The sequence below is a fragment of the Campylobacter sp. genome (genome assembly GCF_019423325.1).
Taxonomy (GTDB): domain Bacteria; phylum Campylobacterota; class Campylobacteria; order Campylobacterales; family Campylobacteraceae; genus Campylobacter_B.
In genome coordinates this window covers 784,181-810,517 of record NZ_JAHZBQ010000001.1, presented here as the reverse complement: position 1 = coordinate 810,517, position 26,337 = coordinate 784,181, and the positions used below count along the sequence as shown (strand labels likewise).

Here is a 26,337-nt window from a genome sequence, read left to right as displayed (position 1 = left end):
ATAGAATTTTATGAATTATCTTGCACCGCTTGCAGTAAATTTTATGCGGGCGGATACGGCGCGTTTAATTAAGATAACTATCTGTATATAAGAGCGAAGCTATGAAATTTATCTAGTGCATAGCGTCTAAATTTAAAAAGGGGCGAGAAATTTCCCGCCCCTGAAATTAAGTATAGGATCTGAAATTTTATAGATATGCAAGCTAGGGCTTACGCATCTTTTATTTAAAACATAATCTCAAACCCTGCATTGATAGCACCGCCTCTTGTTTTACCTATATAGCCCTTGCCTCCTAGGCTAAGGATAAGGTTTTTACTCTCATACTTATAGCCAGCTTCAAATACTCCGGTCGAGCCTTTTAGGCTAGGCTTAGGAGCGTCAAGTCCCATAGTGGATGCTTTAGCATCTCCGCTAAACTCATACTCGTATGCGCCTCCAAAGTATAGGTTATGCTCATCTTTTAGATTTATAGTATCTCTAAGGCCAGCTCTTAGCCTATTAGATGTAACGCTATCAAAGTGATATCTCTCGCCAGAGCTTATAGTAGCATCTGCATCATCCGTGTAAGCATATAACCATTTAGTATAAACGTCTAGTTTATTACTTTGGCTTAGATCAAAGATCTGACCTATTCCTATATGAGTAGCTATATAGGTTGAGCTGATATCAAACTTCTCATTATGAGCTAATACTCCAGGAGCTATAGCATAGGTCCAGTCGTTACTATTGTAGTCGCTGCTTATCTTACCTACGTGAAAGCTTGCATCTAGGTAGGTGCCGCTAGTAAAGTTTTGCTTTAGCATCAAGCCTCCGCCTATATACTCGCTATCTCCGTCTGCATGTAGACCGCTATCTAAGTAGCTATCGTAGTTTGCTTTTCCATATTCAACGAATACTCCGCTTAAGATATCTCCTGCGAAATTCTCAGTTAAGCTGGCAAGGCCTGCTGCTACTCCATAGCCTTTGGAATTTACGTGTGAGCCCGTCTCATACCTTAGAGAGTAAGCTTCGCTTATAGCAAAAGGAAATAGCTCTAAGTGTCCATCAGGTATTAGCTTATCTAGGTAGTTGGTAATTAACTCGCTTCCGCTCTTTAAGCTGGCTAAGCTTGCGGCACGGGTTTCGGCGAAGGATTTGGTATCCTCTTTTACCCTTCTTTTACCGCTAAATCTAAGATCCAATGCTCTTCCGTTTGCGTCTACCATACCGTAGGTCTCATACTCTATGGTAGCTCCTTGTTGAACCCTGGTTTGTAGATGCGAAGGATCAGGAAGTAGTAATTGTCCGCTTCCTTGCTTATCGATTAGGTGGATAGTGCTGGTATCTCCTACATCAGTATTTCCACTAACATAAGCGGTGATCTTGCCTCTCATATTGCTTAGATCGGTATTGGCTGTAGGATCGGTAAGCTTGATCATCGAATCGCCGTCTTTAACGGTAGGTGGCATAAAGATATTGATATCGTCAAACCCTCCGATATTCTTGGCGGTGATCGAATTAGGAGCTGCTGGATTGGTAGTATCTTTACCCACGTTTAGAGTGCTTCCGGCTCCACCGGTGATATCTCCGATATTATTGCCGCCGGTTAAATTTACGGTAGAGTTGTTGCCGCCGTCGATATTTAAGCCGTTGAAATTCGTAGGATTGTTTGGATTTTCGTTAACTACGTTTATTATAGGATTTGGGATCGGATTGTATCTATTGATCTCATCGTTTCCAAACTCGCCGCCGGTGATATTTCTAGACGTAAGCTTGTTTCCTTGAATCAAGATAGATTGATCGTCGCTGCTCTTAATCAAGCCTTTTAGCATTATATCGTAGGTGGTAGAGTTTTTAAGAGTAAACTCGTTGGTCGTTTGCTTAGCCTTCTCTGTAAAGCTCGTAAAGGTATTACCAGTATTGCGGATAAGGTGATACTCTTTACCCTCTTCGATATTAAGTGAGCCGTAGGTATCTTTATCTACGTTGTACTCTTCACCGCCAAGTTTAAATTTGGCGTCATTAATGTCCGTATCGGCATTAGTAGTTAAATTTAAAGCAGCGGTTGCAGCATTGCCGTTAGCATCCGAAATTCCGTCAAAGTTAAGAGCATTGAAATTCTTAATATCGCCTGCGGTTTTTTGGGTGGAAGCGTTATTTACGTTTAGGGTGTTGCCACTATTATTGCCTCTTGCGTTAGATGCATCATCAGAGCCGCTAATAGCATTTACTACGCTTCCTGCATTGAAATTTACTACGTTGTCGTAAACCCTACCGCTACCTTTAGAAGCACCGGCGAAAATCTCTTTAGTATCAGCACCATTAATGTTTACGGTATTGTTAAATACGTCATCCGTGCTGCCGCTTAGTGTCGCACCGCCGTAAACGGATTTAGTGCTTAGATCGCCTGCAGTAGATACGATATTTACGGTATTGCCTTTATTATCAAATAGAGGCGTTCCGCCTTGATGCGCGTTATCTGCTTTATTCTTAGTTAGCTCGTTGCTATCAAAGTCGTTGTCGTTCCAAGCATCGGTAATGGTGCCTTCTCTATAGATAAGCTCTTTATTGTTATTTTGCTTTCTAAAGGTCTCGCCGTCATATTGATAGTGAGCGTTGTCTATAATGTTATAGACTTGCTCTTTTTGAGTGGTTTTATCTTGGAAATTTATATCAGCGTTGCCTTTGATTAGGGTATAGTCCTTATCTTTTTGAGCATTATTTATCTTAACGTCGGTACCGATTAGATTTGTAGAGGTATTGCCAGTTAGTTTAAGAGCCGGATCGCCGTTGTAACCATTAGGCATATTGAAATTTAACTTGCCAACGCCTACGATATTTTTAGCTTCGATAGTGCCCGGTACTAAAGAGCCATCTTCTTTACCTACGTTTATCGTATCGTCAGCATCTCCTTTGATAGTGCCGATATTTTTACCATCTACCAAAGTAACTTTAGATTTAACGCCAGGTGTATTTGAAGTATCTATGTCAAGTCCTTCAAAATCTTTATTAGTTCCCGGAGTTTTTCCTACGTTAATATTAGCACCATTGCTTAGATCCGGAGTATATTTAGTAATTTCTTCGTTATCGAATTTGCCGTCGCTAGATATATTTCTGCCGGTAAGTCTTTTGCCTTGAACTAAGATAGATTGATTGTCGGCACTTTGGATTAAGCCTTTAAGGTTAATCTCATAGCTACTCTTACCGGTAATGGTAAATTCATTATCCGTTTGCTTAGCTTTTTCTTTGAAGCCTGTAAAGGTATTGCCGGCATTATGGATTAGATAATACTCCTTACCCTCCTCAATATTAAGCGAGTGGTAGGTATCTTTATTTACGTCATACTCTTCGCCATTTAGTTTAAATTTAGCGTCATTGATGATATTAGTATCATTAGTAGTAGTTAAATTCAAAGCTGCAGTTGCAGCGCTGCCGTTAGCGCTTGAAATTCCGTCGAAGTTTAATACGTTAAGATTTGCTATATCGCCTGCGGTTTTTTGAGTAGAGGCGTTATATACGTTTAAGGTGTTATTTGTGCCGCCTGCGCTAGATAGACCGTAGATAGTTTTACCGACTTTACCACCATAGAAATTTACGGTATTACCGCTGCCGCTAGCAGCATCTGCTGCGTAGACGTTGCCAGCAACTTGCGTGTTGCTTAAATTCACGGTACTGTTTGTTGCAGAACCGCTAGCTTTTGAGCCGTATACATCGCCACCTACTCTACTGCCTTGTAGATTTACAATGTTTTTAACTGCATTGCCGTTAGCTGTCTGTGCGCCGTAGACATTGCCGTTAATGGTGGTATCATCAGTGGTTACCTTATTATCATGAACGTTTCCATTAGCGTTATAGCCTGCACCGATATTTCCGTTTACTACCGCGCCTTTTGAAGTCTCTTCAAAGTTTAGATGGTTGTCGTGAACATCTTGGGTTCCGCTATCACCATAGCCTGCATATACATCGCCAAATCCCGTTCCGCCTTTGATCGTAGTGTAGTTATTGTGGATAGTATTAGGCGTTTCAGTATCTTTGACGTCGGCTCTACCTGAGCTTATGTTTTTGTTGCCTAGATTACCTGTGCCCTCTTTTACGATTACGGTGTTGCCTTTATTGCCGAATAGCTCAGTAGCGCCCGCAGCTTTATTGCTAGCTTGATTTTTGGTTAGCTCGCTGCTATCGAAATCGGTATCGCCCCAAGCGTTGGTAATGGTACCTTTTTTATAAACAAGCTCTTGATTGCCGTTTTCTCTTCTAAAAGTCTCGCCATCATACTGATAGTGATCTTTGTCTGTAATAGTATAGGTCTGGTTTTTTTGGACGTCTCTATCGTTGAAATTTATAGTGCCGCCGTTAGTCTTTTTAACGAGTGTGTATGTGGTGCCATCTTTGGCATTATTTACATTGACATCAGTACCAGTTAGATCAGTAGTGCCCGAGTCCGTAAGTTTGATCGCAGGATTACCTCCATTATAGTTATTAGGCAAATTGAAATTTATCTTTAGTTTGCCGGGGCCTGATTTTTCGATATTTTTTGCAGTTATATTGCCCGGCACTAGTGGATTGTTGCCGTCTTTGCCTACGTTTATAGTATCATCATCATTGGCTTTTATCGTGCCGATATTATCACCGCTTACTAGATTTATCGTGGCTTTAGGAATGGCATTCGTATCGATATTTAGCCCACCGAAATTCTCCGGTGCATTTGGATCTTCGCCTACATCGATAGTAGGATCCTCACCTGCAGGTCCTTTGTATTTATTAAATTCGCTTTGGTCGAATGTTCCGTCGGTGATAGTGCGGTTGGTTTTCTTTTTGCCTTGGATTACGATGGATTTTCCGTCATCGTCCTCCATCAAGCCCTTTAAATTCATCGAATAGGTAGTAGCATTTTTGATAGTAAATACATTATCGGTGTGCTTGACCTTTTCATCAAATTTTTCAAATTTGGCTTCATTATGGATCAGATAGCGCTTCTCGCCGTCGCCTATCGCGTAAGTATCTACATCATAATCATGGTCGCCAAGCTGAAATTTAGCCTTATTGATATTAGTTTTAACCCCGTCCGTGATTTGAAGTGCGGCTTTGCTTGCATCGGAATATGCATTTGATATGTTTTGGAAATTTAAAACATTAAATCTAGCAATATTGCCCGCTTGATTTGGATTGCTAGCGTTTGAAGCATTTATCAAGGTGTTGCCGCTGCCGCTACCGGTGCCGTATAAGCCGTAAATCGTGCCGGTGACGGTGCTATCTGATAAATGTACCGTATTATTATCACTATTTGCCCCCACAGCCTCCGCGCCGAAAACATCTCCCGTTACGGTGGTATGATCCCATAAATTTACACGGTTACCCGATGCGGAGCCCAACAACATAGCATTGCCGCCTTTGACTTGTTTACCACCCTCTACTTTAGAATTTGACAAGGTTAAAACGTTTCCCGTAGCATTACCTTTTGACGTAGTTCCACCAGAAACGTTGTCGTTAAAGGTTACTCCGGTTGCAGAGAATTCATTGCCGCTGACGCCTTGCTCGCCGCGTCCGCCTAGAGCAGCACCATTTAGCGTTCCGCCGGTTACTTGCACGTGGTTATTATTTGCCGTTCCGCTGCCGATGCCGATTTTATTGGTTCCGCCGATTACTTGATTAACGGTCTTATTTGTTAAATCCGCTACTACCCAACTACCTTCGACCTTGCCTTCTTCACTTCTACCGCCGATGATATCGTGACCTATCGTAGCGCCTTTTTTGATATCTACTCTGGCGCCCGTAACCTCGCCATTAACGCTGTTTCCGCCGATGACATCGTGGCTCACTTCGCCACCGTTTAGAGTTACTTTGGTGTTTGAAATTTTGCCGTTAACGCTGTTTCCGCCTATAGCATCTTGTGCTACTTTGCCTCCGCTCATTTCAACGTAACTACTTTTTATCTCTCCGTTTACGTTGCGGAAGCCGTAAGCGCTACCGCCTATCTCGCCGCCGCTTATATTCGCATAGTCGCCCTCGCTCGTAGCGACGTGAGTAGTGTTCCCGCCGCCGCCAAAGCCTCCTTGTACATCGCGTATAACGGTTCCTCCGGTAATCTTAGAATAGTTATTTTTAGATACTGCAGCCATATATGAGCCGGTGGTGGACTCGACTTGTCCAGCTTTTAACTCTACCCAGTTGCCGATCGCCGTAGCGTTGCTTCCAATGGTAATGCCCTCTCTAGTAGCATTGGCGCCTGTTATATTTTGAAGCTTAGCGCCGGCGCTGTTTATGACGACATAATTCTCCTCTAATGTACTAACGAAATTTGGAGATACAGATACCGCGCCGTCTATTTCTTGACCGCTGTTTAAGACGATAGCACCCGTAATATTTACGCTATTACCTTTTGCAGAGCCACCTTCGTGTATGGTAGCACCTTCTATTCTGTATTTATCTATTTGTGCTGCACTTTTTATATTTACCGTATTATTTTCTGCGGAGTGACCATATCTAGCACGACCTCCCGATACTATAGCTTGGAAGTATCCCATTGTTTTATTATCGCCGATTATATGGCTATTGCCTTCGATATTTACGGTGTTGCCGACGGCATTTCCCGATTGAGGTCTCATTCCTGCCCAAGTGCCGTTGCCGCCGAGAACAACTCTATTAACGGTTGCATTTATTATGTTTACGGTATTGCCTGTTGCGCCTATACCTTCACCACCTATTACGGTAGTAACGGTAGCGCGGTTTTGAATAGTGATCTGATTTCTATCGGCCGATGTCGTAGGTGTAATGTTAGAATTACCCATACCGCCACCATATATACTGTATCCCGACATATCAGTGCCTGAAGCACTTCCGGTGATAGTTACTATATGATTTTTAGAGCCGCCTCCGTTACCAGTTCCCTCGTAGCCGCCCGAGTAATACCCGTCGCCTGGAGTATGCAAAACACCATCACTACCGCCGCCGGTTACTGTCGCTATTGCATTGTCGGCTAAAGCTTGCATCGGCATCAGTGCTAGCGTAGCAGCGATGCTCAGACCTGAGATAATTGGTATCTTAATATCTTTCATAGTTGTAATCCTTCGTAAAAAATAAAAACTATTCATTATACTATAAAAATACCTATTTACAATAAATTTAATAAAATTTCTAACGAAAGGTAGCTTAACGCGAAAAAATGGGTATCGCGATGTAACGTTTTCGATAATAAAGTAAAATTTCAGCTTATTTTTGTTATCGAAGCTTAAATGAAAAATTACGATTACAAAATGATGGAATTTTAAAATTCCGACCTTAAAATTTAGTCAGCGGGATCCCCAAGAAACGAGGCTGCGAGAAAAGCGCTAGAATAAAAAGACAGCAGTTTCTGATATCGAGAAATAGGGCAAGGCATAAATTTTATAAATTTGGATTTTGTGGAATTTAAAGCGAAGCAATATATATGAGAGGGATTAAAATTTGAAGTCCAGGCTAGAAGCGCATAATTCTACGATATGTCGTTTAAAATTTTAAAGCAGTTCCATGCAAAGCGACAAAAGCGATAAAGTAGCGGCGTGGAGGGTTAAATTTTAAAAATTCTAAGTGAAAACAAAAGTAAAATTCTAAGAATTTTAAGCGAAATCTAGGCTTTCAGAGGTGTTTTTAAATAGCTAAAGGTCTTTCAGTGGTATTTGAAATGGCAAAGGGCTTTCGGAGCTGTTTGAAATAACAAAGGGCTTTCGGCAGCATTTTAATGCTCGCCAAAAGCCCATTTTTATAGTTTATGTATCTCTTACGCTCGAAAGCTCGAAATTCCGCTTGTCAAAAAGTCCAAAACCTCAAAAGATTCTGTTTGCTTACTCGCAATGCTCCGCTAATGCTTTGAGCTGGGCTTGTCGCGGTTAAATTTTAACGTTTGCGCGTTTCTCGCAGCTAAGCTTGGTGGACCAAGCTTAGCGGATTACAAGACCTTGCGGAATTCCGCGTCTGATGACCCAGACTAGGGTCTTTTTGCCCTTGTAATCTTTGATGTATCGATCGAAGTCGTCTGAGCTTTTGACATCGTTTTGACCGACTTGGATGATCACGTCGCCTACCTCAAAGCCGTAATCATCGGCTTTTGAGCCATCTTTGACGCTTAAGACGAGGGCACCCGAGACATCGTCGTCGAGGTTATATTTGCGGCGCAAGCTGTCATTTAACGTCCTTAGCTTTAGCCCCTCTATTGCGCTTTTTGAGTCCTCGCCGGCTGAGCCTAAGGTGGTGGAGTCGGATTTCATCGCGTCTAGCTTGATAGTTGTGCTCTTGCTTTTGCCGTCGCGCTCAAATTCTACATCCACTGAGCTTCCTGGAGCCATTGAGCCGATTAAATTTTTTAGCTCGTTGGCGTTTTTGATAGATTTGCCGTTTATTTTGGTAATCAAATCGCCGCGCTTGATGCCTGCTTTATCGGCAGGCATGTCTTTTTCGACGCTTGAGATTAGCGCGCCCTCTTTGCTTTCATAGAGCTCTTTTTGGTCTTTAGACATATCTGAGATCGTAACGCCTATAAAGCCACGCTCGATCTTGCCGTTTGTGATGAGCTTTTCAGCGATCTCTTTTACCATATTTGAAGGGATCGCAAAGCCTACGCCATTATTTCCGCCGCCGCGACTTAAAATGGCGGAATTTATTCCCAAAAGTGCGCCGCGACTATCCACTAGTGCGCCGCCTGAGTTGCCCGGGTTGATCGAAGCGTCGGTTTGGATGAAATTTTCATATTGATTTAGCCCGATGTTGTTTTTATTTAACGCGGAGATTATGCCTTGAGTGATGGTGCCGCCCACGCCGAAAGGATTTCCAATAGCAAAGACGATATCGCCCTCCATAGCCTTGGACGAGTCGGCAAATTTAACCGCAGAGAGATTTTTTTCGTCGATTTTGATGATCGCAAGGTCGGTTTTAGGGTCGGTGCCGATTACCTTGGCTTTATACTCTTTATCGCCTTCTAGTAGTGTAACTACGATTTCGTCGGCATTTTCTATTACGTGATTATTTGTGACAATATAGCCGTCTTCGGAGATGATGACACCAGAGCCTAGTGAGCTTCCCTCGCGCTCTTGTTGTTGCGGAATGTCAAAGTCGAAAAATTGCTTAAAAAACGGATCGTCAAACATCTGTGACATCGGGCTGTTGCCTGCTTTGATCTTGGTTTTAGTCGCGATATTTACGACGGATTTTTTCACGTCCGCAAGCGAGCTGTGATACGAAAGCACGACATCTTGATTAAAGCCCGGATTTACGCGCTCATAATTGCTTGGAGCTTCTTTAATGTCGATACTGGCGCCAAAAAGCGCACCTGCTAAAGCTATCGATATGATGATCGATTTTTTCATTTTTGCTTCCTTTGTGATAATGAAATTTTGGCGGAATTATAAATTTTGTCCGCTAATATATTCTTAACGCAAAATTAAAATTTATAAATAGAATTTAGCAAACTTGATTGACACTCACTAAAGTTTTATGATATAATCTACATAAATTTTAAGATTTTAAGGATTAAAATGGCAAGTACAAGCAGTTTATACGAAACCTTAGGCGTGGATAAATCAGCAAGCGCCGAGGAGATTAAAAAAGCTTACCGCAGGCTGGCTCGCAAGTATCACCCGGATATCAATAAAGAGCCCGGAGCTGAGGATAAATTTAAAGAGATCAACGCTGCGTATGAAATTTTAAGCGACGAGAAAAAGCGGGCGCAGTATGACCGCCACGGCGACGAGATGTTCGGCGGGCAGAATTTCCACGATTTCGCGCAGGGTTCGGCAAACATGGGCGATCTAAACGACATCCTAAACAGCATTTTCGGCGGCTCCTTCGGCGCAAAAAGCGCAGGTTCGCGCGGTGGATTTAGTTTCAGCTCTTTTGGTGGCGGCGAAGGTTTTAGTGGCTTTAGCGGCAGCAGTTTCGGTGGCGGATTTGGCGGCGCGCAGAGCCTAGATACGCACAGCTCGATTGAAATTCCTTTTGAAACCGCGATACAAGGTGGCGAGATGAGCGTGCGCATAAGCGGCGAGACGGTTAAATTTAAAGTACCCGCGGGTATAAATGCTGGCGAGAAGCTGCGCATAAGGGGCAAGGGACAAAAATCAGGCGCTCAAAGCGGCGATCTAATTTTAGAGATAAAAATCGCGCCAAGTGCCGAGTATAGCCGCGAAGGCGACGATCTTTTCAAAAAGATTGACGTGCCTTTGAAAACGGCGATGTTTGGCGGAAAAGTAGAAATTTCGACGCCGAGCAAAAGCGCAACAATAAAGATCGCAAAAAATACCAAAAACGGGCAGAAATACCGCTTAAAAGGCTACGGCGTGCAAAATCGCAAGAGTAAAATTTTAGGCGATCTATACGCGGTGGTAAATGTCGTTTTGCCCGACGTCGATTCGCTGGGCGAGGACGTCAAAGCCGCGCTGCAAAAGCTATAAGGAGGCATCAAAATGCATGATTACGACGAGCCGGTTTATCTCATATCGATAGTTTCGAAGGTCCTAGATATCCATCCGCAGACGCTGCGGCAATACGAGCGCGAAGGACTCGTGAGTCCTGGGCGCACGGAGGGCAAGATGCGCCTGTACTCGGCGCATGATATGGACCGCATACGCATGATTTTAAACCTTACAAAGGAGCTTGGCGTCAATCTTGCGGGCGTGGACGTGATCTTTCGCCTGCAAGAAAGGATCGCCGAGTATGAGCGCGAGATCGAGGAGCTGCGGGCTAAAATTTTAGAGCTTGGCGGAGAGACAGATTAAGGTTTGCGAGATAAAGACTTCAAAGCTCAGCAAAAATCAGATCCTGGTGCTATAAGCTGAAATTTTAATGCTATCAAAAAGCAAGATCGCCTCTTTAAGCATCGATTCAAGCGATAAATTTTGACTTTCAGTGCAGATTTATGGGCGCGTCAAATTTAAAGTTGCGCTAAGTAAACCCGGGCGAATTTTCTTGCAATTAAATTTTAAAACCGCCTTGATCTAATTTGGTTTTAAAATTTAAAATTCCAAGCCGTACTGGGCTTTAAAATTTTGTCGCGAACCTCTAAATTTAGCGATAAAGTGCGATATAATTTCTCTATTTTTAAGCGGGATTTTAGTAAAATCACATTATAAAATTTACCCGTAAATTTATATGAAAAGATAAAATTTCATCGATTATCGCCTCCGGTAAATGGTCGCGGATAATGTAAAATTTGACAATAAATTTAGCGCTAAATTTTACGCACAATCTTACAAAAAAGGGAGTTAATGGAGCTTGTTATAGAGCTATTTCTTGCGATCACCGCGCTTGCGATAGTGCTAAATATCGTCTTTAAAATTTTTGAAATTCCCACTATCATCGGTTATATTGTTGCGGGCGTGTGCTTTTCACAGATCTATAGTCTAAGCAGTGTCGAAAACGCCCATATGTCCGAGCTAGCAGAATTTGGCATCGTCTTTTTGATGTTTACCATCGGGCTTGAGTTTAGCTTCCATCACCTGATGAGCATGAAAAAGGACGTGTTTTTTAACGGTATACTCCAAGTGCTCGGCACCGGTATTATCTTAGCGCTCATCATCGATCAAGCTTTCGGCGGAAACATAAAAACGGTGATGATTATCGGGCTTGCGCTCGCGCTTAGCTCTACGGCGATCGTGCTAAAAACGCTCAACGAAACAGGCGAAATCAACCAAAACTACGGGCGCAAGGTGCTTGGGATCCTGCTCTTTCAGGACCTCGCTGTCATTCCGATCTTGCTGATGATTGACATATTCGGCTCGACCGACAGCACCCCCGTGAACTATCTAATCTTAAAAACCGCCGTAAGCGCCGCCATAGTGGTAGTGATCCTTTTCGTGCTCGGTAAATTTGCTTTTAACCGCTTCCTCTACTACGTCGTAAGGACAAATTCTAAAGAAATTTTCATCGCAACCATCCTTTTTACCGTCGTGGGGGCTAGCTTTTTGGCGCATGTTTTTGGCTTTTCGTACACGCTGGGCGCATTCATCGCGGGTATGCTCATCGCAGAGACCGAGTATAAACACGAGATAGAGGCTGATCTGACGCCGTTTCGAGACATACTGCTCGGACTTTTTTTCATCACGATTGGCATGCAGATAAATTTTGAAGTCATCGTCTCGCACTATGGGCTGATCCTGCTCGCTATTATCGTTATAATGGCGCTTAAAACGGTTGTAATTTACGCGATCTTATTTCTCTCGACCGGCAAAAGGATAGCGCTAAAAGCGGCGCTGTCGCTATGCCAGATAGGTGAGTTTGCGCTTGCGATCTTTTCGCTGTTGATGAGCCGCGATATGCTAAGTAAGGAAAACGGGCAAATTTTAATTACAGTCGTAACCGCGACTATGATTTTAACGCCGTTTATTCTTAAGAATTTAAACAAAATCGCCAACCGTTTCGAGTCCAAGGTCGAAAAGCTCGAAGATGAGGAGCATAAAACTCAAATCCCTCCAATGAAAAATCACATCATTGTAGCAGGCTACGGCAGGATAGGGCAGGAAGTTGTGCTACGCCTTAAAGATCAGGGGCTGCTATACGTAGTCGCCGAGAGCGATTTAGAGCTTGTGGATCTGGGCAAATCGCGCGGAGAGAATATATACTTTGTAAATATAATGCAAAAAACTGCGATCGACGAGCTGCATGCGCGCGAAGCGTCGGTCATCATCCTAACGATTGCAAATCAACAAAAGCTCGACATCGTCGCTAAGATGCTAAACGGCTCCAATCTAAAAGCAAATATCATAGTGATGCATACGGGCGCTGATCCGCAAAGCGAGCTGCAGAGCGAATACGGCGAAAATTTTATCTTCGTAAAAAAGGAGAGAGTAGTAGCCAATGCGCTTTTGCAAGAGGCGCTGAAATGTAAGCTAACGCAGTAGCCTTGAGCGTTTAAGATCAAATTTAAACGCATTTGCTATGCCTAAAATATCCACGCTCTTTATTCTTACTTCTATGCTCAGCTAATTTGAAGCGTTTTAATGAACGCAGATAAATAGATATATTTAAATGGCGGGCTTGCAAATTTAAAGACGCAAAGTGCTGCTTTGGATTGATTTAAATTCTAAATTTAAGCTGTCATTCCATAGCAAAAGGATACTCCGACAAGGAGCTGATGAAGTATATTCGCGCGATATTCGTTTAAATTTTACTAATTTCACTCTTTTATCTCTTTATAAACGCTTAAGTTGCGTGCTAGGCAAACGATGGTAGTAATAACGGACACAGGCGTCACTGCTAGAAGATAAAATAAGCCAAAAAATAGCCCTATATCGCTGATTCACTACCGCCGCCGGCAAGCCATAACGCTATAGCCATAATGGGATAATACAAAACCAATGTCACAATCGCAAAATTTTCTATCGCGAAAATCGTATTGCTTTTTTCGGGATTTTCTACGAAAAGTTTGCTATATCTGCGTTTTGAAAAGAAAAATATAATCGTGCAAACGGCGCTAACTATAAATGCCCAGTGTAATTCGTACGAATCCGATAAAAATAAAATCAAAAAAACCGTTGTTGCAAAACTCACGAAAGCAAATCTGATCAAACGGTGAAGCTGATATTTTTGCTTTAAATTTTTTGCAATTCGTGCTAGAGCTTTGCCGTACTCTAGCGCTTCCTCTTTGCTTTGGATAGATTCTGTTTCAAGGCTCGCGTCATTAAATTTTTGCTCAAATTTAGCAGTTTCATCTTGGGCGCCTTGCGCCTCGCCGTTTGTTTTGTTAAAATTTTGCTCGCCGGAAATTTTATCAGCGATCGCTCTGCTAATTTTTGTCTGCGATTTTGGCGCCGGTAGATACACGGTCTCATCGGCGTCAAATTCCGGATTTGCGTTATATGTTATTATCGCCACCGGAATAGCGATAAAAATAGCGGGTATAATCTGACGTGTATCCCAGTCTATGTGATATTTTATCTGTAAATAAAATCCGGCCAAAGCATAAAGGACGTAAAATATCGTAGCCACATGTATCCATATAAGCATAAAGGCCTTATCTGCATCGCTAAATAAGAGCAGGGCGTATTTTTTATACTTCAGCCTGTTTAGGCAGACGAGTATATTTATCGCAGATAGCGTGAGCATGCATGAAAACGACATTATGGGCGCATTATGTACAAACGTAAGAAACACGATGATATAAATCAGGAAGGTCAAAAGTGCCCCGAAAAACAGATATCTACAAAAGCGAAATCTATCGTAGCTTTTTAAAATTTCTTGCGGAATTTGGCTGATGTCCGCGGGGATTTTGTCTTTTTGCGTTTGCATTTTACCGCCTTTCTCGGTTATTTTAGCTCAAATTTTGCTTTTTTACTCCGTGGCGTTTTAAATTTAATGAAGCGAGTTTTTTGACTTGCTTCTTTTTTAGCGGACAAGCGATCCCGATTTCTCATTAAATTTTAAAAGCGAATACTTACCGGCTCTCGCAATTTAATCGATAAAATTTTTAGCAGGCTAAATTTACGCTTCATTTCTAGCTAAATTTAGCTTCAAAATTTATCTTGCTTCATTCATAAAATAAGGCAACCAAACTAAGGCTCATCCATTTTATCCACCCGCACGAACGCCCAGTGCATAAAATCCCGCTTTGGCTCGTATTTGCCGCTGTTGAAATACTCCGCTAGCCGCGCTTCCTCCGCGCCGCTTAGCTCGTCGCCTAGCATCCAGCGCGTCTTTTGCATAAACTCCTCCGCGCTTTTCGCTCCACCGCCGTGGCACTGGGCTTTGATATAGCTGAGACTCGGCAAATAGTCCATTTGAAACAGGATGTTTAAAAGATAAACGAAGCCTGGCTTTTGCTCCACTTCGCGCCCTATCGCGTCTAAAATATCCCCGTCCACGAAGCTGCCACCCACCTTAAACGTGATGTAAAGCGATTTTTTAGTCTTTGAAAGAAGCTTATTAAGCGCGGTTTTTAGATCGTCCACCTCAAGGCAGCGCGAAGCAAAGACGATATCGCACGCAGGCACGTCCGACCAGTCGTCCTCAAAGGCTTTTTGCGCAAATTTCGCGTTTTTTGCGCCGTAAATTTGAGCGTTTTCGCGGGCAAATTCCAGCATTTTGGGCGAAAAGTCATAGCCGTAAATTTGATCCACCTTTTCCGCCGCCAGCACGCTTAGCGCGCCCGCTCCGCATGCGAAATCAAGCAGCGTAGAAACACCCGTAAAATCGACCTTGTCTATAAACTCGCGCGCGTAGGCGCTTTTCATCACGCCCTCGCTGAAGCTCGGCGCCTTTTTGTCCCAATGCTCGGCCAGTTTTTTGCCGAATGAGCTTTTTGCTTTTTGTGCCTTATAAAGCGCGTCAAAGTCTATTTCATAGTAGTTTGAAGCTAAAATCATCATTATCCTTTCCTGAATTTATCGGGCAGATCGCACCGATTTTTCATTAAATTTTAGCGTAAAATTATGCGCCACGCCCAAACCCGCCTGAAATTTCAAACCGCCCGGCGAAAAGTACTAAGGCAAGCCTACCTCTGCGTATTTTATATGCTCGAAATTCTTTAAATTTTCACCGAATGATTGCAGTTAAATTTTAAAAGTCCGTGCATAAATCAAAATTTTTAGTTTGTCGTCCGCACTTGTTCGCTCCGCTTTTAAATCATCGCTCAAATTTATTGCAAAGCCCCCAATCTAGCCGCTATCACCTTTTGCATCGCTTGATTTTTCTTGTTTTTGGCTAAAATTTGCAGCCTCCTTTTGCCGATGCGCTTGTCGGCGGCCTTCAAAATATTTGCGAGCCCCCATTCATCGGCATCAAAGTGTTTTTTAAACAGCTCCTCTTTTGGCGTATCGATATATTCGGGGATAAGCTCGCCGATGTCGCTTATGTCGTTACCATACGGATAAATTTTCGCTAGAGCACCCTGTGCTAAGCTTTTTACGCCACCGCTTTTTAGCACGAAATCCTTCGGGTAATCAAAAATAATCTCGCCCGCAAGCGTGATAAAATATCGCGGCAAATCCGTGCTGCCGCGCTTGCTTTGCATCCGATAAACCGTGCAGTGGAGCTTAAAATCAATGCTTTCATCCACGAGTTTGTAAAGCCGTTTTGCAAGCTTGCTCCAACGTTTCATTTTGCCTCCCATTATCTATTTATCGCCTCTTGCGGTTTTGCGCGTAGCTTTTGCCGTCCTTTGCGACGATCGCCGCTCAAAGATCTGCACTTTTTCTATTTTTTGCAAATCGCTTTATAAAATTCTGCCTCGCTAAACGCTCTCCCAAAATCTAGACTCCGTCTTGATCGCGCCTCGGTTTTTCTCGCGTAAAATTTGCAAAAATTCTTTAAAGTTTGGCTCAAAAATCGAAGCGGCGGGCGCAAATTTATACTCGTTTGCGCCGTCTTGCTCGGGCTTGTTCGTGCTGCCGCGTTCAAGCTCGCTCGCGCCGCCTGCAAAGCTGATCCGCCAAATCCTAGCATGATTTATCCGTATTTTTGTGGCTTCAAGCGTCAAAATTTGCTCAAATTTATACCTCGCCGCGAGCTTCTGTCCATCAAAAACGTAGATAAAATCCTGATCGAACCAAAGGCTCTCACGCGAAATGAAAAATCGCTCCAGCCAGAACAAAAACGGCCTCACGGAAAGTCTTTTTACCGCGCTTGCTTCGCTTATCCAATCTATCGCGGCAAGCTCGCGCGAGCTAAGCTTGCGAGGATTGCGCCAAAAAAGCGTCCAAACAATCCCGCCCAGAAGTAAAACGCTAAAAATTACGATTAAAATTTGAATTAAAGCTTCAGCCATTTAAAATTCTAAGTCCTTTTACAAATGCAAATTTCTCCTCCGTATCGCCCACAAACAAACTCTTGCTAAAATCCGCCTCCGCGCCGTTTGCAAGCTCCTCGTAAAGCTTATAAAATCGCCCTTTGTAGGTGCAATCGCTTAGGCAGACGTTGAAAAACGCCTCCGCCGCGTCCCTGCCGCCGAAATAATAGATAAAGTAGATCGGGCGCAGATCGAAGGCGCTTAGATTTTTATTAAATTTAGCCCCGCGTTGCGTCATAAATTCCACCGCCTTTTGCTTGTCCTCAAAAAGCTCAAAAATAGGCAGCGAGTAGTCTTTGATAGCCGCGCTAATCTCGCGAACACTGGGCTCAAAGCTAGCGCCCGCGAGCTGCCAGTCGCGAAACTGCCTGCGCGGCGTGAGATAGCTCAGATACGATACGAAAACAAGGTCGGTCGAGTAGGGCAGCTCCTCTTGCATAAGCTTTTTTAGGCGCTTGCAGTAGATCGCGACCTGCGGTAGGATGCTCACGCTGCCCGAGTAATTGCGCATGCTGGAGCTGAAATAAATTTCAAACGAAATATCTTTGTTGCTTGCGAGCTTCGTTAGTTTTTGCCCCTTTTGCGTGGGCTTGAAGTCCGTGAAATTCGCCGCAATCTCATTGCAGCCGTTTAAAAATATCTCCCGCGGAGTCATGATTTTCCTTTTAAATTTATCGTTTTGTTCGCTAGCAATTCGGTTTGCTGCTTACATTGCCGCAGTCGCGATCTGCAGCTTGCAGCTTGGCGTTTTTCGGCGCGCCGTCTTGCCGCCGAAAAGTTATTCTATACGCGCAATTTTACCCCAATTCGGCTAAATTTAACGGCGCTACGCGCTCGTAAAATTTATAATCTATCCTCGTATCTTTCGTAGTTTATGCTGTAAATTTTATCGATATTTTCGGCGTTTATGAGCTGCTCGCTGCGCCCGAAGGCTAAAATTTCGCCGTCTTTTATAAACAGCGTCAAGCTTGAAACGAACTTCGCGTGGCGTGGATAGTGCGTCGTCTGCACGAAGGTGTAGCCCTCATCTCCCAGCGCTTTTATCATCTCTAGTAGCTTGATCTGATTGCCAAAATCCAGCCCGTTGGTCGGCTCGTCCATAAAGATCACTTTCGCGCCCTGAACCAGCGTGCGCGATGTACGCCAGCTGCCGCTACTTTGAAATTTCATCTTTTAAAATTCCGTCTTTATACGGATCGCGCTTAAAATTTTATATCGCCGCGTCTTTAAAATTTACGTCGTTGCGAATAAATTTTTATCGAAGTTTAAAATTTGATGTCGCATTACCGCGCCGCGTAAAATTTCAATAACGCGCTAAATTTAAGTAGCACGTAAAATCAAGCATTGCGCTAAATTTCAAATTACGCGCCCAATTTCGCCTGCGCGGCAAATCAAGCACGCCGCCTAATAAAAGCGGTATAAAATTTGCTCGCGCGATAAAGCCCGTCTTTCGGTAGCCTTAGGCGTATAAAATTCTACCCAGGCGGATCATGTTCGAGCCGCATTTGATCGCGAGCTCAAAATCATCGCTCATCCCCATCGAGCAGATCCGCGCGCCGTGCGGCACGAGCGCATCAAAGATCTCGCGGCTCACCTCGAAGCTTCGCGCGATCTGCGCGGGCTCGCTCACGTGCGCGCCGATGCTCATCACGCCGATTAAATTTAGATTTTTGCACTCCTGCTTGATGCGCAAAAACTCCTCCACCGCGCGGTTTTTATCAAGCCCCGTTTTGGAGCTCTCGCCCGCAGCGTTGATCTCCAGCAGCGTATCTAGCGGATAATTCAGCCGCTTATTTACGGCAAGCGCGAGCTCGCAACTGTTGCAGCTCTGCCACAGCGTCGGGCGTAGAGCGATAAGCTGATTGATTTTGTTGCTTTGCAGCGTGCCGATGAAGTGCCACTTTAGCGGCAGCTCGCGCAGTACCTCGCTTTTGCGCTTCAGCTCCTGCACCCTGTTTTCGCCAAACGCGATCTGTCCTTGCGAATACAGCTCGCGCACCTCATCCGTGCCTACGTTTTTGCTTACCGCGACTAGCTGCACGTCGCCTGCGCCTGCTTTTGCAGCCTCAATGCGCTTTAAAATTTCATCCAGCCTCATTTGTAAAATCCCAAAATTCTAGCGAAATCATTTAGTACCGTAAATATCATCAAAAGCGCCAAAATCCCCATACCTACGTAGCTGGCACTCACGAATACCCGCTTTGGTACCGGGCGGCGGAATATGAGCTCAAAGAGATTAAACGCGATGTGTCCGCCGTCGAGCGCAGGGATCGGAAATAGATTGATGAGCCCTAAATTTACCGATATTAGCGCCACGAGCGCGAGTAAGACCGCCGCGCCGTAATCGACCGCCTTTGAGGTGATATCGGTAATGGCGACGATGCCACCCATCTCCTTTGGCGAAACGACGCCGCTGGCGAGCTTCTCAAGACCCACCAAGATGAGCTTTGATGCCTCTACCGTCTGATCCCACGCGAAGCTAAGCGAGCGAGCACCTTTGTGATACAGCGTCACGGTCGCGTTGTAATCGGGCGAAATGCCGATGAGCGGCACTCTGATACTCTCGCGCCAGATAGTTTTTTTCTCGCCGAGCTTTGGCGTGAGCGTCAGGCTCAGCCGCTCGCCGCCGCGCATGATTTCTAGGCTTAGGGGTGCTGCGGTTACCTGCTTTGAGATGTCGTCCCATTCGCGGATCTGCTTGCCGCCGATCGCTAAAATTTCATCGTTTAGCATTAGCCCTGCGCTTGCCGCGGCAGAGCCCGGCGAGATTTTGCCGACCTTCGGCGCTAGCTTTTCGACGCCGATGTAGCCAAGCGCGATGTAGATCAAAAACGCAAGCAGCAGGTTGAAAAACGGCCCCGCAAAAAGTATGATTATGCGCGCGATCGGGCCTTTGGAGTTGTAGCTGTCGGGATCCGTGCTTGCCGCGGCGGGATCTAGATCCTCCTGCCCCTTAAGGCTTACATAGCCTCCCAGAGGGATCGCGCTGATGGCGTACTGCGTCGCGCCGATGCGCTTAGTAAAGACCTTCTCGCCGAAGCCCACGCTAAAGACGTTCACCCCCACGCCCAGCGCCCGCGCCGCCAAAAAATGCCCCAGCTCGTGGAAAAAGATGAGGAAGCTGATCGCCAGCACCGTGACCATAAAATTTATCGAGTAAAAATAAAATCCGACCGCCAGGATCGCGAGCGTTAAAATTATGCTTTTCAAATTTCAGACCTTTGTAAAAAATGGGCTAAGCTTACTATGATTTTGTAAATTTTAAGCTTAGATTGCTTTTTGGGCTTAGCCCGCTTTTTTAAACTTGGTTAGCTTTTAAACTTAGCTCACCGCCGTTTCGGGCTATAAATTTAGCTAAATTAAGGTGCGCGGCGGATGGAGGACGCGAGGAATTTAAAATTTTAAAAGCGAAATTTTACTGCGAGATTTTGCGGAGCGGATTATAAAATTTCGCCGCACGAGGCTTTGTGGTTTGAATTGCCGCTATGCTTTGAAAGGTCGTTATACTTTGTAATTCCGTCGTGTTTTAAAATACTGCCGCGCCGCCCTGAAATTTTGCGTGGCGGTTAGACGGAATTCTGCGCCGTGAAATTTTGCGCGGTGGATTTTATCTTTCAAATTTTATAGGCTTAGCGCACTGCTGTGCGCGTACAAATTAAACATTTATAAAATTTTATGTCACAATTTATAGCGCGAAATTTTAAAATTTTACGCTTGTCGGTATGAGTGAAATTTCACGCTGAAATTTTATCACCAAAACCCGCTTTAAGCATGCGTTTTGGCGCTCTACGATACCGATTTTGTCTTCAAATATGGAAGCTATATCTAGCCTAAAATTTAGCCTTTTTTCGTAGCCTTAGCATACGCTGCGACGTATTCAAAGCCCGAATATAGCGTCAGCGCAACTGCGATCCAGAGTAGGGTGTTTGCATAGGGCCATTGCATCGTGAGCCAGCCGATAGCGATCATCTGAAAGACCGTCTTTACCTTGCCCGCCATCGACGCGGCGACCTCTACGCCGTCGCCCGCCATCGCCACGCGAAGACCAGTGATAAAAAACTCGCGGATTAGGATCAGATAGATCGCCCAAGCACTGGCGCGCCCGATAAACATAAGCCCCAAAAAGCCCGCAAGCGTTAGCATCTTATCGGCGAGTGGATCGATGATGGCGCCTAGTTTGGTCTTCTGGTTCCAAGAGCGCGCGATGTATCCGTCGAAAAAGTCCGTGACGGAGGCGATGACGAAGACGAGCGCGGCAAAATAATCGATCCAGCTTACGTGCACCGAGCCTACCATGCCGCCGTTCGCATGGCCTGCTAGTAAGATCAGCCAGAAAAACAGCGGCGCCAGCGCAACGCGAAAGCTCGCTAAAATATTGGGTAAATTTAGCATTATTTAAAGGTCGTTCCGCCGTCGACGATGAAGGTGTGCCCTGTTACCCAGCTAGCCTTGCTTGAGCATAGAAACAAACATGCTCCCGCCAGATCCTCCGGCTGTCCCATGCGTCCTAGCGGGCTAAGCTCGGCGGTTTTATCGCGTACTTCTTCGTAGTTTGTAAAGGCTCGTAGCGCGTCCGTCTCGATCGGGCCGCCGCTTACTACGTTTACGCGGATATTTTTCTCCCCAAGCTCGGTCGCGGCGTAGCGTGCCATCGCTTCAACCGCGGCTTTTGCTGTGCCGTGACCCGCGTAGTTTTCGATATAGACTAAATTTCCCGTGGAGCTAAGCGAGATGATCGAGCCGCCGCCTACCGCTTCCATGCGTTTTGCGGCTTCTTGCGCACCCACGACGAAGGCATTTACGGTCGCGGTAAAGATATTGTTGATGCCGCGCGGCTTTAGCCTCATAAATTTAGTGTATCCGCCCGCGACTGCGCGACCCGAGATGATGGCGTTTGAGATGAAAAAATCCACTCGCGCAAAATCCTCGTCGATCTTGGCAAAGAGCTCCTTGTAGGTCTCGGGCTCTAAGATATTGAGCGCATAAGCGCGCGCCTTGATGCCGTAAGCCTTCTCAAGATCGGCTGCTTGCGAAGTCGCTAGCTCCTCGTTAGAATTATACGTAAAAGCGATATTCGCCCCTGCAGCTGCGAATTCCAAAACTATCGCCCTGCCTATACCTCTCGTGCCGCCGCTGATAACTAGCGTTTTTCCTTTAAATTCGTTCGTCAATTAAAATCCTTTGATAGTGTATTGTTTCATCACGTTTTCTATTTTTTTGAGGTTTTCCGCGCTCGGCTCGCAAAGCGGCAAGCGGTACTCCAAACTCGGCGCGAGGCCCGCGATATACATCGCCGCTTTGATCGGGATCGGATTGCTCTCGCAGAATAAAATTTTATTGATCGCGTAGAGATCGTCGTTGATCTGCTTGGCTTTTAAAAACTCATTTTGCAGCGCAAATTTCACAAGCTTCGCCGTGTAATCGGGCAGTAAATTTGCCGTAACGGAGATCACGCCCTTGCCGCCGTTACTTAGGATCGGATAGTTGATCGCATCCTCGCCGCTAAGCACGCTAAGGCGCGGCTCGTGTGCGAGCAGATCGACGCATTTATCGATGCTGCCGCTAGCTTCTTTGACGCCGTAGATGTTCTCGCAGTCGTTAAAAAGCTTGATGATCGTATCTGCGGCTATGTCGCAGCCGGTGCGCCCTGGCACGTTGTATAGCAGTACCGGCAGATCTACCGAGCTAGCGATCGCCTTGTAGTGCAGATAGAGTCCTTTTTGGGTGGGTTTGTTGTAGTAGGGCGCTACGGATAAAATTCCGTCCGCGCCGTGAGCCTGCGCAAACTGCGCTAGCCCGATCGCTTCGTGAGTTGCATTACTGCCCGCGCCCGCTAGCACCTTGACGTCCGTGCCCTTACACGCATCTACGGCGATCTCGATACAGACGCGGTGCTCGTCGTGCGTCAGCGTCGCGCTCTCGCCCGTGGTGCCTACGGGTACGACCGCGCTTATGCCGTTTGCGATCTGTCTTTTGATGAGCTTAGCGTAGGTCTGCTCGTCTAGTTTGCCCTCTTTAAAAGGCGTGATCAGCGCCGTCATAGAGCCGATTATGACATTTTTATTCATCGTTTTCCTTTCGTAAGATAATGCTTGTGGAGCTTTTAAGGCTTAGATAGGTTTTCATCGCTTTTTTAACCGCGTTTTTATCTAGACTTTTGATTTCACGCTCCAGCCTAAATAGCGCGTCCAGATCGCCGCGGACGATGTAGCTGCCGTACATCTGCGCTACCTTGCTAGCGCTGTCGAGGGAGTAGATAAGATCGCTGCTTAGGGTGTTTTTGATCTTTAGCATATCGTCGTCGCTTATTTTAGCTTTTTTGGCTTTTTCGATCAGCGTTAAAATTTCATCTCTCAGCGCCTCGCCGCTTACGCCTTGGTTGCAAACGGCAAAGACTATAAATAAATTCTCGTCCTTGGCGCTCATATCGTAGATGTTGATCTGATTGGCGAGCTTTTTCTCATCGACCAGCACGCGCTGCAAAAGTGAGCTCTTGCCGCCGCTAAGATATATATCCATCGCTTTGATCGCCGCGGCGTCGGCGTGGTTAAACGGCGGAATTTTAAAGGCGACCGCCACGATCTGCGCCTCGCTGCTTTTGTAAATAACGCTAAGCTTCTCGCCGTCTTGCGCGGGCTCGGTGCAGTGAAGGCGCGGAATTTCGCTTTTGTTTTTTACGGACGCGAAGTATTTTTTAGCCGCATCAAACGCAGCCTTTTCGCCGATGTCGCCGGTGATCAGCAGCACGGCGTTTTGCGGCTGATAAAATTTAGCGTGAAATTCTTTGATATCTTTGATACCCCAGTTTTCGATATCCTTACGAAAGCCGATCGGCGTCCAGTGGTACGGGTGGTACAAAAACGCGGCGTTATATAGCCTGAAAAATAGGTATCCGAACGGATCGTTATCGGTGCGCCACAGCCGCTCCTCGAGCACGACCTTGCGCTCGGGCTGAAATTCTTTGTCTTTGAGGCTTAAGTTTTGCATTATGTCGGCGTAAAGATCCAAGCAGACCTCTAAATTTGAGCTCGCGCACTTGATGAAGTAGTGCGTGTAATCAAAGCCCGTGCTTGCGTTATTTACGCCGCCAAAGCCCTTTACGATCGCGTCGAACTCGCCCGCCTTGCGATTTTTCGTGGATTTAAAATTTAGATGCTCCAGCATGTGCGCTATGCCGCTTTTGCCCATCGTCTCGTCGCGCGAGCCGACGTTGTAAAACACGTCCACGCTGATGACGCCGCTGCCTTTATTCATCGGAATGTGATAAATTTGAAGCCCGTTTTGTAGCGTGATTTTCTTAAATTTCGGAAACATTAATCTTTTTTCGCCTTTCGTTTTTTGTTTGAGTTTTGCTCCGCGTCTTGGGCGCCGCTCGCTTCTTTAACCTCTTTAAGCTCTTTGGCCTCGGAATTTTTAGTTTTGGCGCTGCTTTGCTTTGCGTTTTTGCTCTTGGAACTTTTGCTTTCTGCGCTACTTTTTGGCGCGGCTTTAGTTTTAGAATTTTTGCTTTCTATGTCATTTTTTAGTGCAGCTTCAGTTGTGGTTTTATTTTTCGGCGTGGTTTTGGTTTTGGCGGTTTTACTCGCCGTGTCGCTTTGTTTTGCTTTTTTGGCCTCTAAATTCTCGCTTTTTGTGTCGCTTTTCGAGAGATTTTTAGCTGTGGCATCTTTCTGCTGCGAGGCGTCCTTCTGTAAGGCGTCATTATCCTGCGGAATATCCTTCTGCGCGGCGTCTTTTTGCGTAGCATCCTTTGAAATTTTATCGCATTTAGAGCTTACGTCGCTTTTGGAGGTAGTTTTTGAAATTTTATCCGACTTTCGATCCGCACCGCTTTGCTTTGCGCTTTTAGCCTCTAAATTTTTGCTTTTTGCGCTGCTTCGTTTTGTGTTTTTAACCTCGGAATTTTTACTTTCCGCGCTACTTTTAATCTCTGAATTTTCGCTCTCCGCACCGCTTTGCTCGATTGATCTTTGATCCGTCGCGGTATCTGCGCTTACCAAGGCGTTTAAATTTGCCGAAGCACTAGAAATTTCATCCTCTTCGGAGCTTGAGTTTGTTTGAGCGCTCGAAATTTCATCTGCTTGAACGCTCGAAATTTTATCTGTTTGAACGGCGGGAATTTTATCGGCTTGGGCACTCGATATTTCACTTTTGCCGTCGTTAGAATTTTCGTCCGCATCCCTGCTTTCGGGCGCGTTTGAAATTTCATCCGTTTCCTCGCCTTCGGTCGCACTCGAAATTTTATCCGCTTTAGCTTCCGCGTCTTTATTTTTGTAAGTGCGCAAATCCGCGCCGTTGCCGAGATTTTCCGCCAGATCATTTCTGATGCCGTATCCTTCGCCCGCGCGAGCTTTTAAATTTACCCCGATCGCCTCGCCGATGCTATTAAAGCCGTCTGCGCGCAGAAGCTTCGCGAGCCCCTCGTTGATCGATTTTGCGACGAACGGACCCTTGAAGATAAAGGCGGTAAAAATTTGAACCAGGCTCGCGCCCGATTTGATGCGCTCATAGGCCTCTTGCGCGCTGTCTATGCCGCCGCAGCTGATTAGGATCGTGCGGCCGAAGAGCTCGCGAGCGACCTGCGCGAAAAGCTTTCGCGATTTTTCGGTGATCAGTCTGCCGCTTAGGCCGCCGAAGTCCCTGGCGTTGGGGCTTAGCGAATAATCGACGCTCGTGTTGTTTATGATGATGCCGCTTGCGCCGCTTTGCACCGCGCACTCGCACAGTGCTATCGCCTGATCCGCGCTCATATCGGGCGCCAGCTTTAAAACGAGCGGTCTGTTCGTGATCTTTTTCATCGCTCCGATCAGCTCGCTTATGAAGCTGTTTTCTTGCAAAGCGCGCAGATTTGGGGTGTTCGGCGAGCTTACGTTGATGATAAAAAAATCGCACAGCCCGTTAAATTTACGGCCCAAGGCTTCGTAATCGCTTAGCGCGTCCTCGTTCGAGGTGGCTTTGTTTTTGCCGATATTTGCGGCGATCGGGATTACAAAAGGATAAATTTTTCGCACGCGACGCTCGATAACATCGGCACCTTCGTTGTTAAAGCCCATCGCGTTTTGAATGCTCTGCTCGCTAACGAGGCGAAAAAGTCGCGGCTTAGGATTGCCGCTTTGAGGACGCGGCGTAAAGGTGCCAAAATCGATGTGTCCGAAGCCAAGAGCAGCTAGTGGCGCGATCATTGTGGCGTTTTTGTCGAATCCGCCCGCGATACCTACTGGATTATCGAAGCTTAAATTCCATATATTTTGAGTTAAAATTTCATCTTTATAAACGCCGAATTTTGCCAAAGCCTCAAGCCCGCCCGGAGTCGCATAGAGTGCCCGAAGTCCGAATTCTGCGATCTTGTGGGCGGTTTCTGGATCGAATAGAAAAAAGATTTTTTTCAAGGTATTGTAATTCATAATTTTTCCTCAAATTTTGCATAATGGTAGCTAAAATTTAATTAAATATAGATAAGGATTTCGCGCTGTATTTGCAATCTGCGGCGGTTAAATTTAATTTTAAAATTACGCGCTTAAATGCTGCGTAGAATTTCTACGGCTCGTCGCGACGATCTGAATTTACGCAGAAGTTTAAAGATGCGCGCCGCAAATTTTATAAATTTAGCC

17 protein-coding genes and 1 pseudogene are annotated in these 26,337 nt (G+C 45.4%); 3 read left to right on the top strand and 15 right to left on the bottom strand.

Features of this window, described 5'->3' with window-relative positions; translation table 11 throughout:
* Positions 1-224: 224 nt before the first annotated feature.
* Positions 225-7,034, bottom strand: coding sequence for an autotransporter outer membrane beta-barrel domain-containing protein (locus QZ367_RS03640; RefSeq protein ID WP_291937496.1), 6,810 nt, complete (start codon positions 7,032-7,034; stop codon positions 225-227).
* An 861-nt stretch (positions 7,035-7,895) separates the two neighbouring features.
* Positions 7,896-9,317, bottom strand: coding sequence for a Do family serine endopeptidase (locus tag QZ367_RS03635; RefSeq protein ID WP_291937493.1), 1,422 nt, complete (start codon positions 9,315-9,317; stop codon positions 7,896-7,898).
* A 168-nt stretch (positions 9,318-9,485) separates the two neighbouring features.
* On the opposite strand from QZ367_RS03635, the gene QZ367_RS03630 reads away from it, so the two are divergent.
* The 3 genes from QZ367_RS03630 (at position 9,486) to QZ367_RS03620 (ending at position 12,845) form a co-directional block, all read left to right on the top strand.
* Positions 9,486-10,400: a DnaJ C-terminal domain-containing protein gene (locus QZ367_RS03630; protein WP_291937489.1), complete on the top strand. Its 915-nt coding sequence runs from the start codon at positions 9,486-9,488 to the stop codon at positions 10,398-10,400.
* A gap of 12 nt (positions 10,401-10,412) precedes the next feature.
* Entirely contained in the window at positions 10,413-10,724 is a 312-nt protein-coding gene (locus tag QZ367_RS03625; protein WP_291937486.1) for a helix-turn-helix transcriptional regulator, read from the top strand.
* Positions 10,725-11,213: 489 nt separating this feature from the next.
* Entirely contained in the window at positions 11,214-12,845 is a 1,632-nt protein-coding gene (locus QZ367_RS03620; protein ID WP_291937484.1) for a cation:proton antiporter, read from the top strand.
* A gap of 385 nt (positions 12,846-13,230) precedes the next feature.
* On the opposite strand, the gene QZ367_RS03615 is transcribed toward QZ367_RS03620, so the two are convergent.
* The 13 genes and pseudogenes from QZ367_RS03615 to QZ367_RS03555 form a co-directional block, all read right to left on the bottom strand.
* Positions 13,231-14,232 (bottom strand): hypothetical protein, encoded by a 1,002-nt coding sequence (locus QZ367_RS03615; protein ID WP_291937481.1) that lies wholly within the window; start codon positions 14,230-14,232, stop codon positions 13,231-13,233.
* A 263-nt stretch (positions 14,233-14,495) separates the two neighbouring features.
* Positions 14,496-15,308 (bottom strand): class I SAM-dependent methyltransferase, encoded by an 813-nt coding sequence (locus QZ367_RS03610; RefSeq protein WP_291937478.1) that lies wholly within the window; start codon positions 15,306-15,308, stop codon positions 14,496-14,498.
* A gap of 269 nt (positions 15,309-15,577) precedes the next feature.
* Positions 15,578-16,039 (bottom strand): hypothetical protein, encoded by a 462-nt coding sequence (locus QZ367_RS03605; protein WP_291937475.1) that lies wholly within the window; start codon positions 16,037-16,039, stop codon positions 15,578-15,580.
* 132 nt (positions 16,040-16,171) lie between these two features.
* On the bottom strand, positions 16,172-16,705 hold the full coding sequence (locus QZ367_RS03600) for a hypothetical protein (protein WP_291937472.1): 534 nt from the start codon (positions 16,703-16,705) through the stop codon (positions 16,172-16,174).
* The gene (locus QZ367_RS03595) at positions 16,698-17,381 is read right to left on the bottom strand and encodes a hypothetical protein (protein ID WP_291937469.1); all 684 of its coding nucleotides are present in this window, start codon (positions 17,379-17,381) and stop codon (positions 16,698-16,700) included. Before QZ367_RS03595 ends, QZ367_RS03600 begins: the two co-directional genes overlap by 8 nt.
* Before the next feature lie 188 nt (positions 17,382-17,569).
* A complete protein-coding gene (locus QZ367_RS03590; protein ID WP_291937467.1) occupies positions 17,570-17,896 on the bottom strand; it encodes an ABC transporter ATP-binding protein in 327 nt (108 codons plus the stop codon).
* Positions 17,897-18,185: 289 nt separating this feature from the next.
* Positions 18,186-18,824 (bottom strand): YggS family pyridoxal phosphate-dependent enzyme, encoded by a 639-nt coding sequence (locus QZ367_RS03585; RefSeq protein ID WP_291937464.1) that lies wholly within the window; start codon positions 18,822-18,824, stop codon positions 18,186-18,188.
* A complete protein-coding gene (gene rseP / locus QZ367_RS03580) occupies positions 18,821-19,936 on the bottom strand; it encodes an RIP metalloprotease RseP (protein ID WP_291937461.1) in 1,116 nt (371 codons plus the stop codon). Before rseP ends, QZ367_RS03585 begins: the two co-directional genes overlap by 4 nt.
* Positions 19,937-20,563: 627 nt before the next feature.
* Positions 20,564-21,121 carry a CDP-diacylglycerol--glycerol-3-phosphate 3-phosphatidyltransferase gene (gene pgsA / locus QZ367_RS03575; RefSeq protein ID WP_291938139.1) on the bottom strand — a complete coding sequence of 186 codons (558 nt, stop codon included), beginning with the start codon at positions 21,119-21,121 and terminating at the stop codon, positions 20,564-20,566.
* Entirely contained in the window at positions 21,118-21,897 is a 780-nt protein-coding gene (locus QZ367_RS03570; RefSeq protein WP_291937459.1) for an enoyl-ACP reductase, read from the bottom strand. Before QZ367_RS03570 ends, pgsA begins: the two co-directional genes overlap by 4 nt.
* Positions 21,898-22,794, bottom strand: a complete 897-nt coding sequence (gene dapA / locus QZ367_RS03565) for a 4-hydroxy-tetrahydrodipicolinate synthase (RefSeq protein WP_291937457.1) — start codon at positions 22,792-22,794, stop codon at positions 21,898-21,900. It lies immediately after the preceding gene.
* The gene (locus QZ367_RS03560) at positions 22,787-24,040 is read right to left on the bottom strand and encodes a pitrilysin family protein (RefSeq protein WP_291937455.1); all 1,254 of its coding nucleotides are present in this window, start codon (positions 24,038-24,040) and stop codon (positions 22,787-22,789) included. The genes dapA and QZ367_RS03560 overlap by 8 nt, the downstream gene beginning before the upstream one ends.
* Positions 24,041-25,077: 1,037 nt before the next feature.
* Positions 25,078-26,130, bottom strand: a pseudogene (locus QZ367_RS03555) (quinone-dependent dihydroorotate dehydrogenase); the annotation flags it as partial.
* Positions 26,131-26,337: the final 207 nt, after the last annotated feature.

Bases quoted from the DNA above. Each gene is read 5' to 3' on its own strand.
- QZ367_RS03640 (WP_291937496.1), bottom strand. From the start codon at position 7,034: ATGAAAGATATTAAGATACCAATTATCTCAGGTCTGAGCATCGCTGCT.
- QZ367_RS03635 (WP_291937493.1), bottom strand. From the start codon at position 9,317: ATGAAAAAATCGATCATCATATCGATAGCTTTAGCAGGTGCGCTTTTT.
- QZ367_RS03630 (WP_291937489.1), top strand. From the start codon at position 9,486: ATGGCAAGTACAAGCAGTTTATACGAAACCTTAGGCGTGGATAAATCA.
- QZ367_RS03625 (WP_291937486.1), top strand. From the start codon at position 10,413: ATGCATGATTACGACGAGCCGGTTTATCTCATATCGATAGTTTCGAAG.
- QZ367_RS03620 (WP_291937484.1), top strand. From the start codon at position 11,214: ATGGAGCTTGTTATAGAGCTATTTCTTGCGATCACCGCGCTTGCGATA.
- QZ367_RS03615 (WP_291937481.1), bottom strand. From the start codon at position 14,232: ATGCAAACGCAAAAAGACAAAATCCCCGCGGACATCAGCCAAATTCCG.
- QZ367_RS03610 (WP_291937478.1), bottom strand. From the start codon at position 15,308: ATGATGATTTTAGCTTCAAACTACTATGAAATAGACTTTGACGCGCTT.
- QZ367_RS03605 (WP_291937475.1), bottom strand. From the start codon at position 16,039: ATGAAACGTTGGAGCAAGCTTGCAAAACGGCTTTACAAACTCGTGGAT.
- QZ367_RS03600 (WP_291937472.1), bottom strand. From the start codon at position 16,705: ATGGCTGAAGCTTTAATTCAAATTTTAATCGTAATTTTTAGCGTTTTA.
- QZ367_RS03595 (WP_291937469.1), bottom strand. From the start codon at position 17,381: ATGACTCCGCGGGAGATATTTTTAAACGGCTGCAATGAGATTGCGGCG.
- QZ367_RS03590 (WP_291937467.1), bottom strand. From the start codon at position 17,896: ATGAAATTTCAAAGTAGCGGCAGCTGGCGTACATCGCGCACGCTGGTT.
- QZ367_RS03585 (WP_291937464.1), bottom strand. From the start codon at position 18,824: ATGAGGCTGGATGAAATTTTAAAGCGCATTGAGGCTGCAAAAGCAGGC.
- dapA (WP_291937457.1), bottom strand. From the start codon at position 22,794: ATGAATAAAAATGTCATAATCGGCTCTATGACGGCGCTGATCACGCCT.
- QZ367_RS03560 (WP_291937455.1), bottom strand. From the start codon at position 24,040: ATGTTTCCGAAATTTAAGAAAATCACGCTACAAAACGGGCTTCAAATT.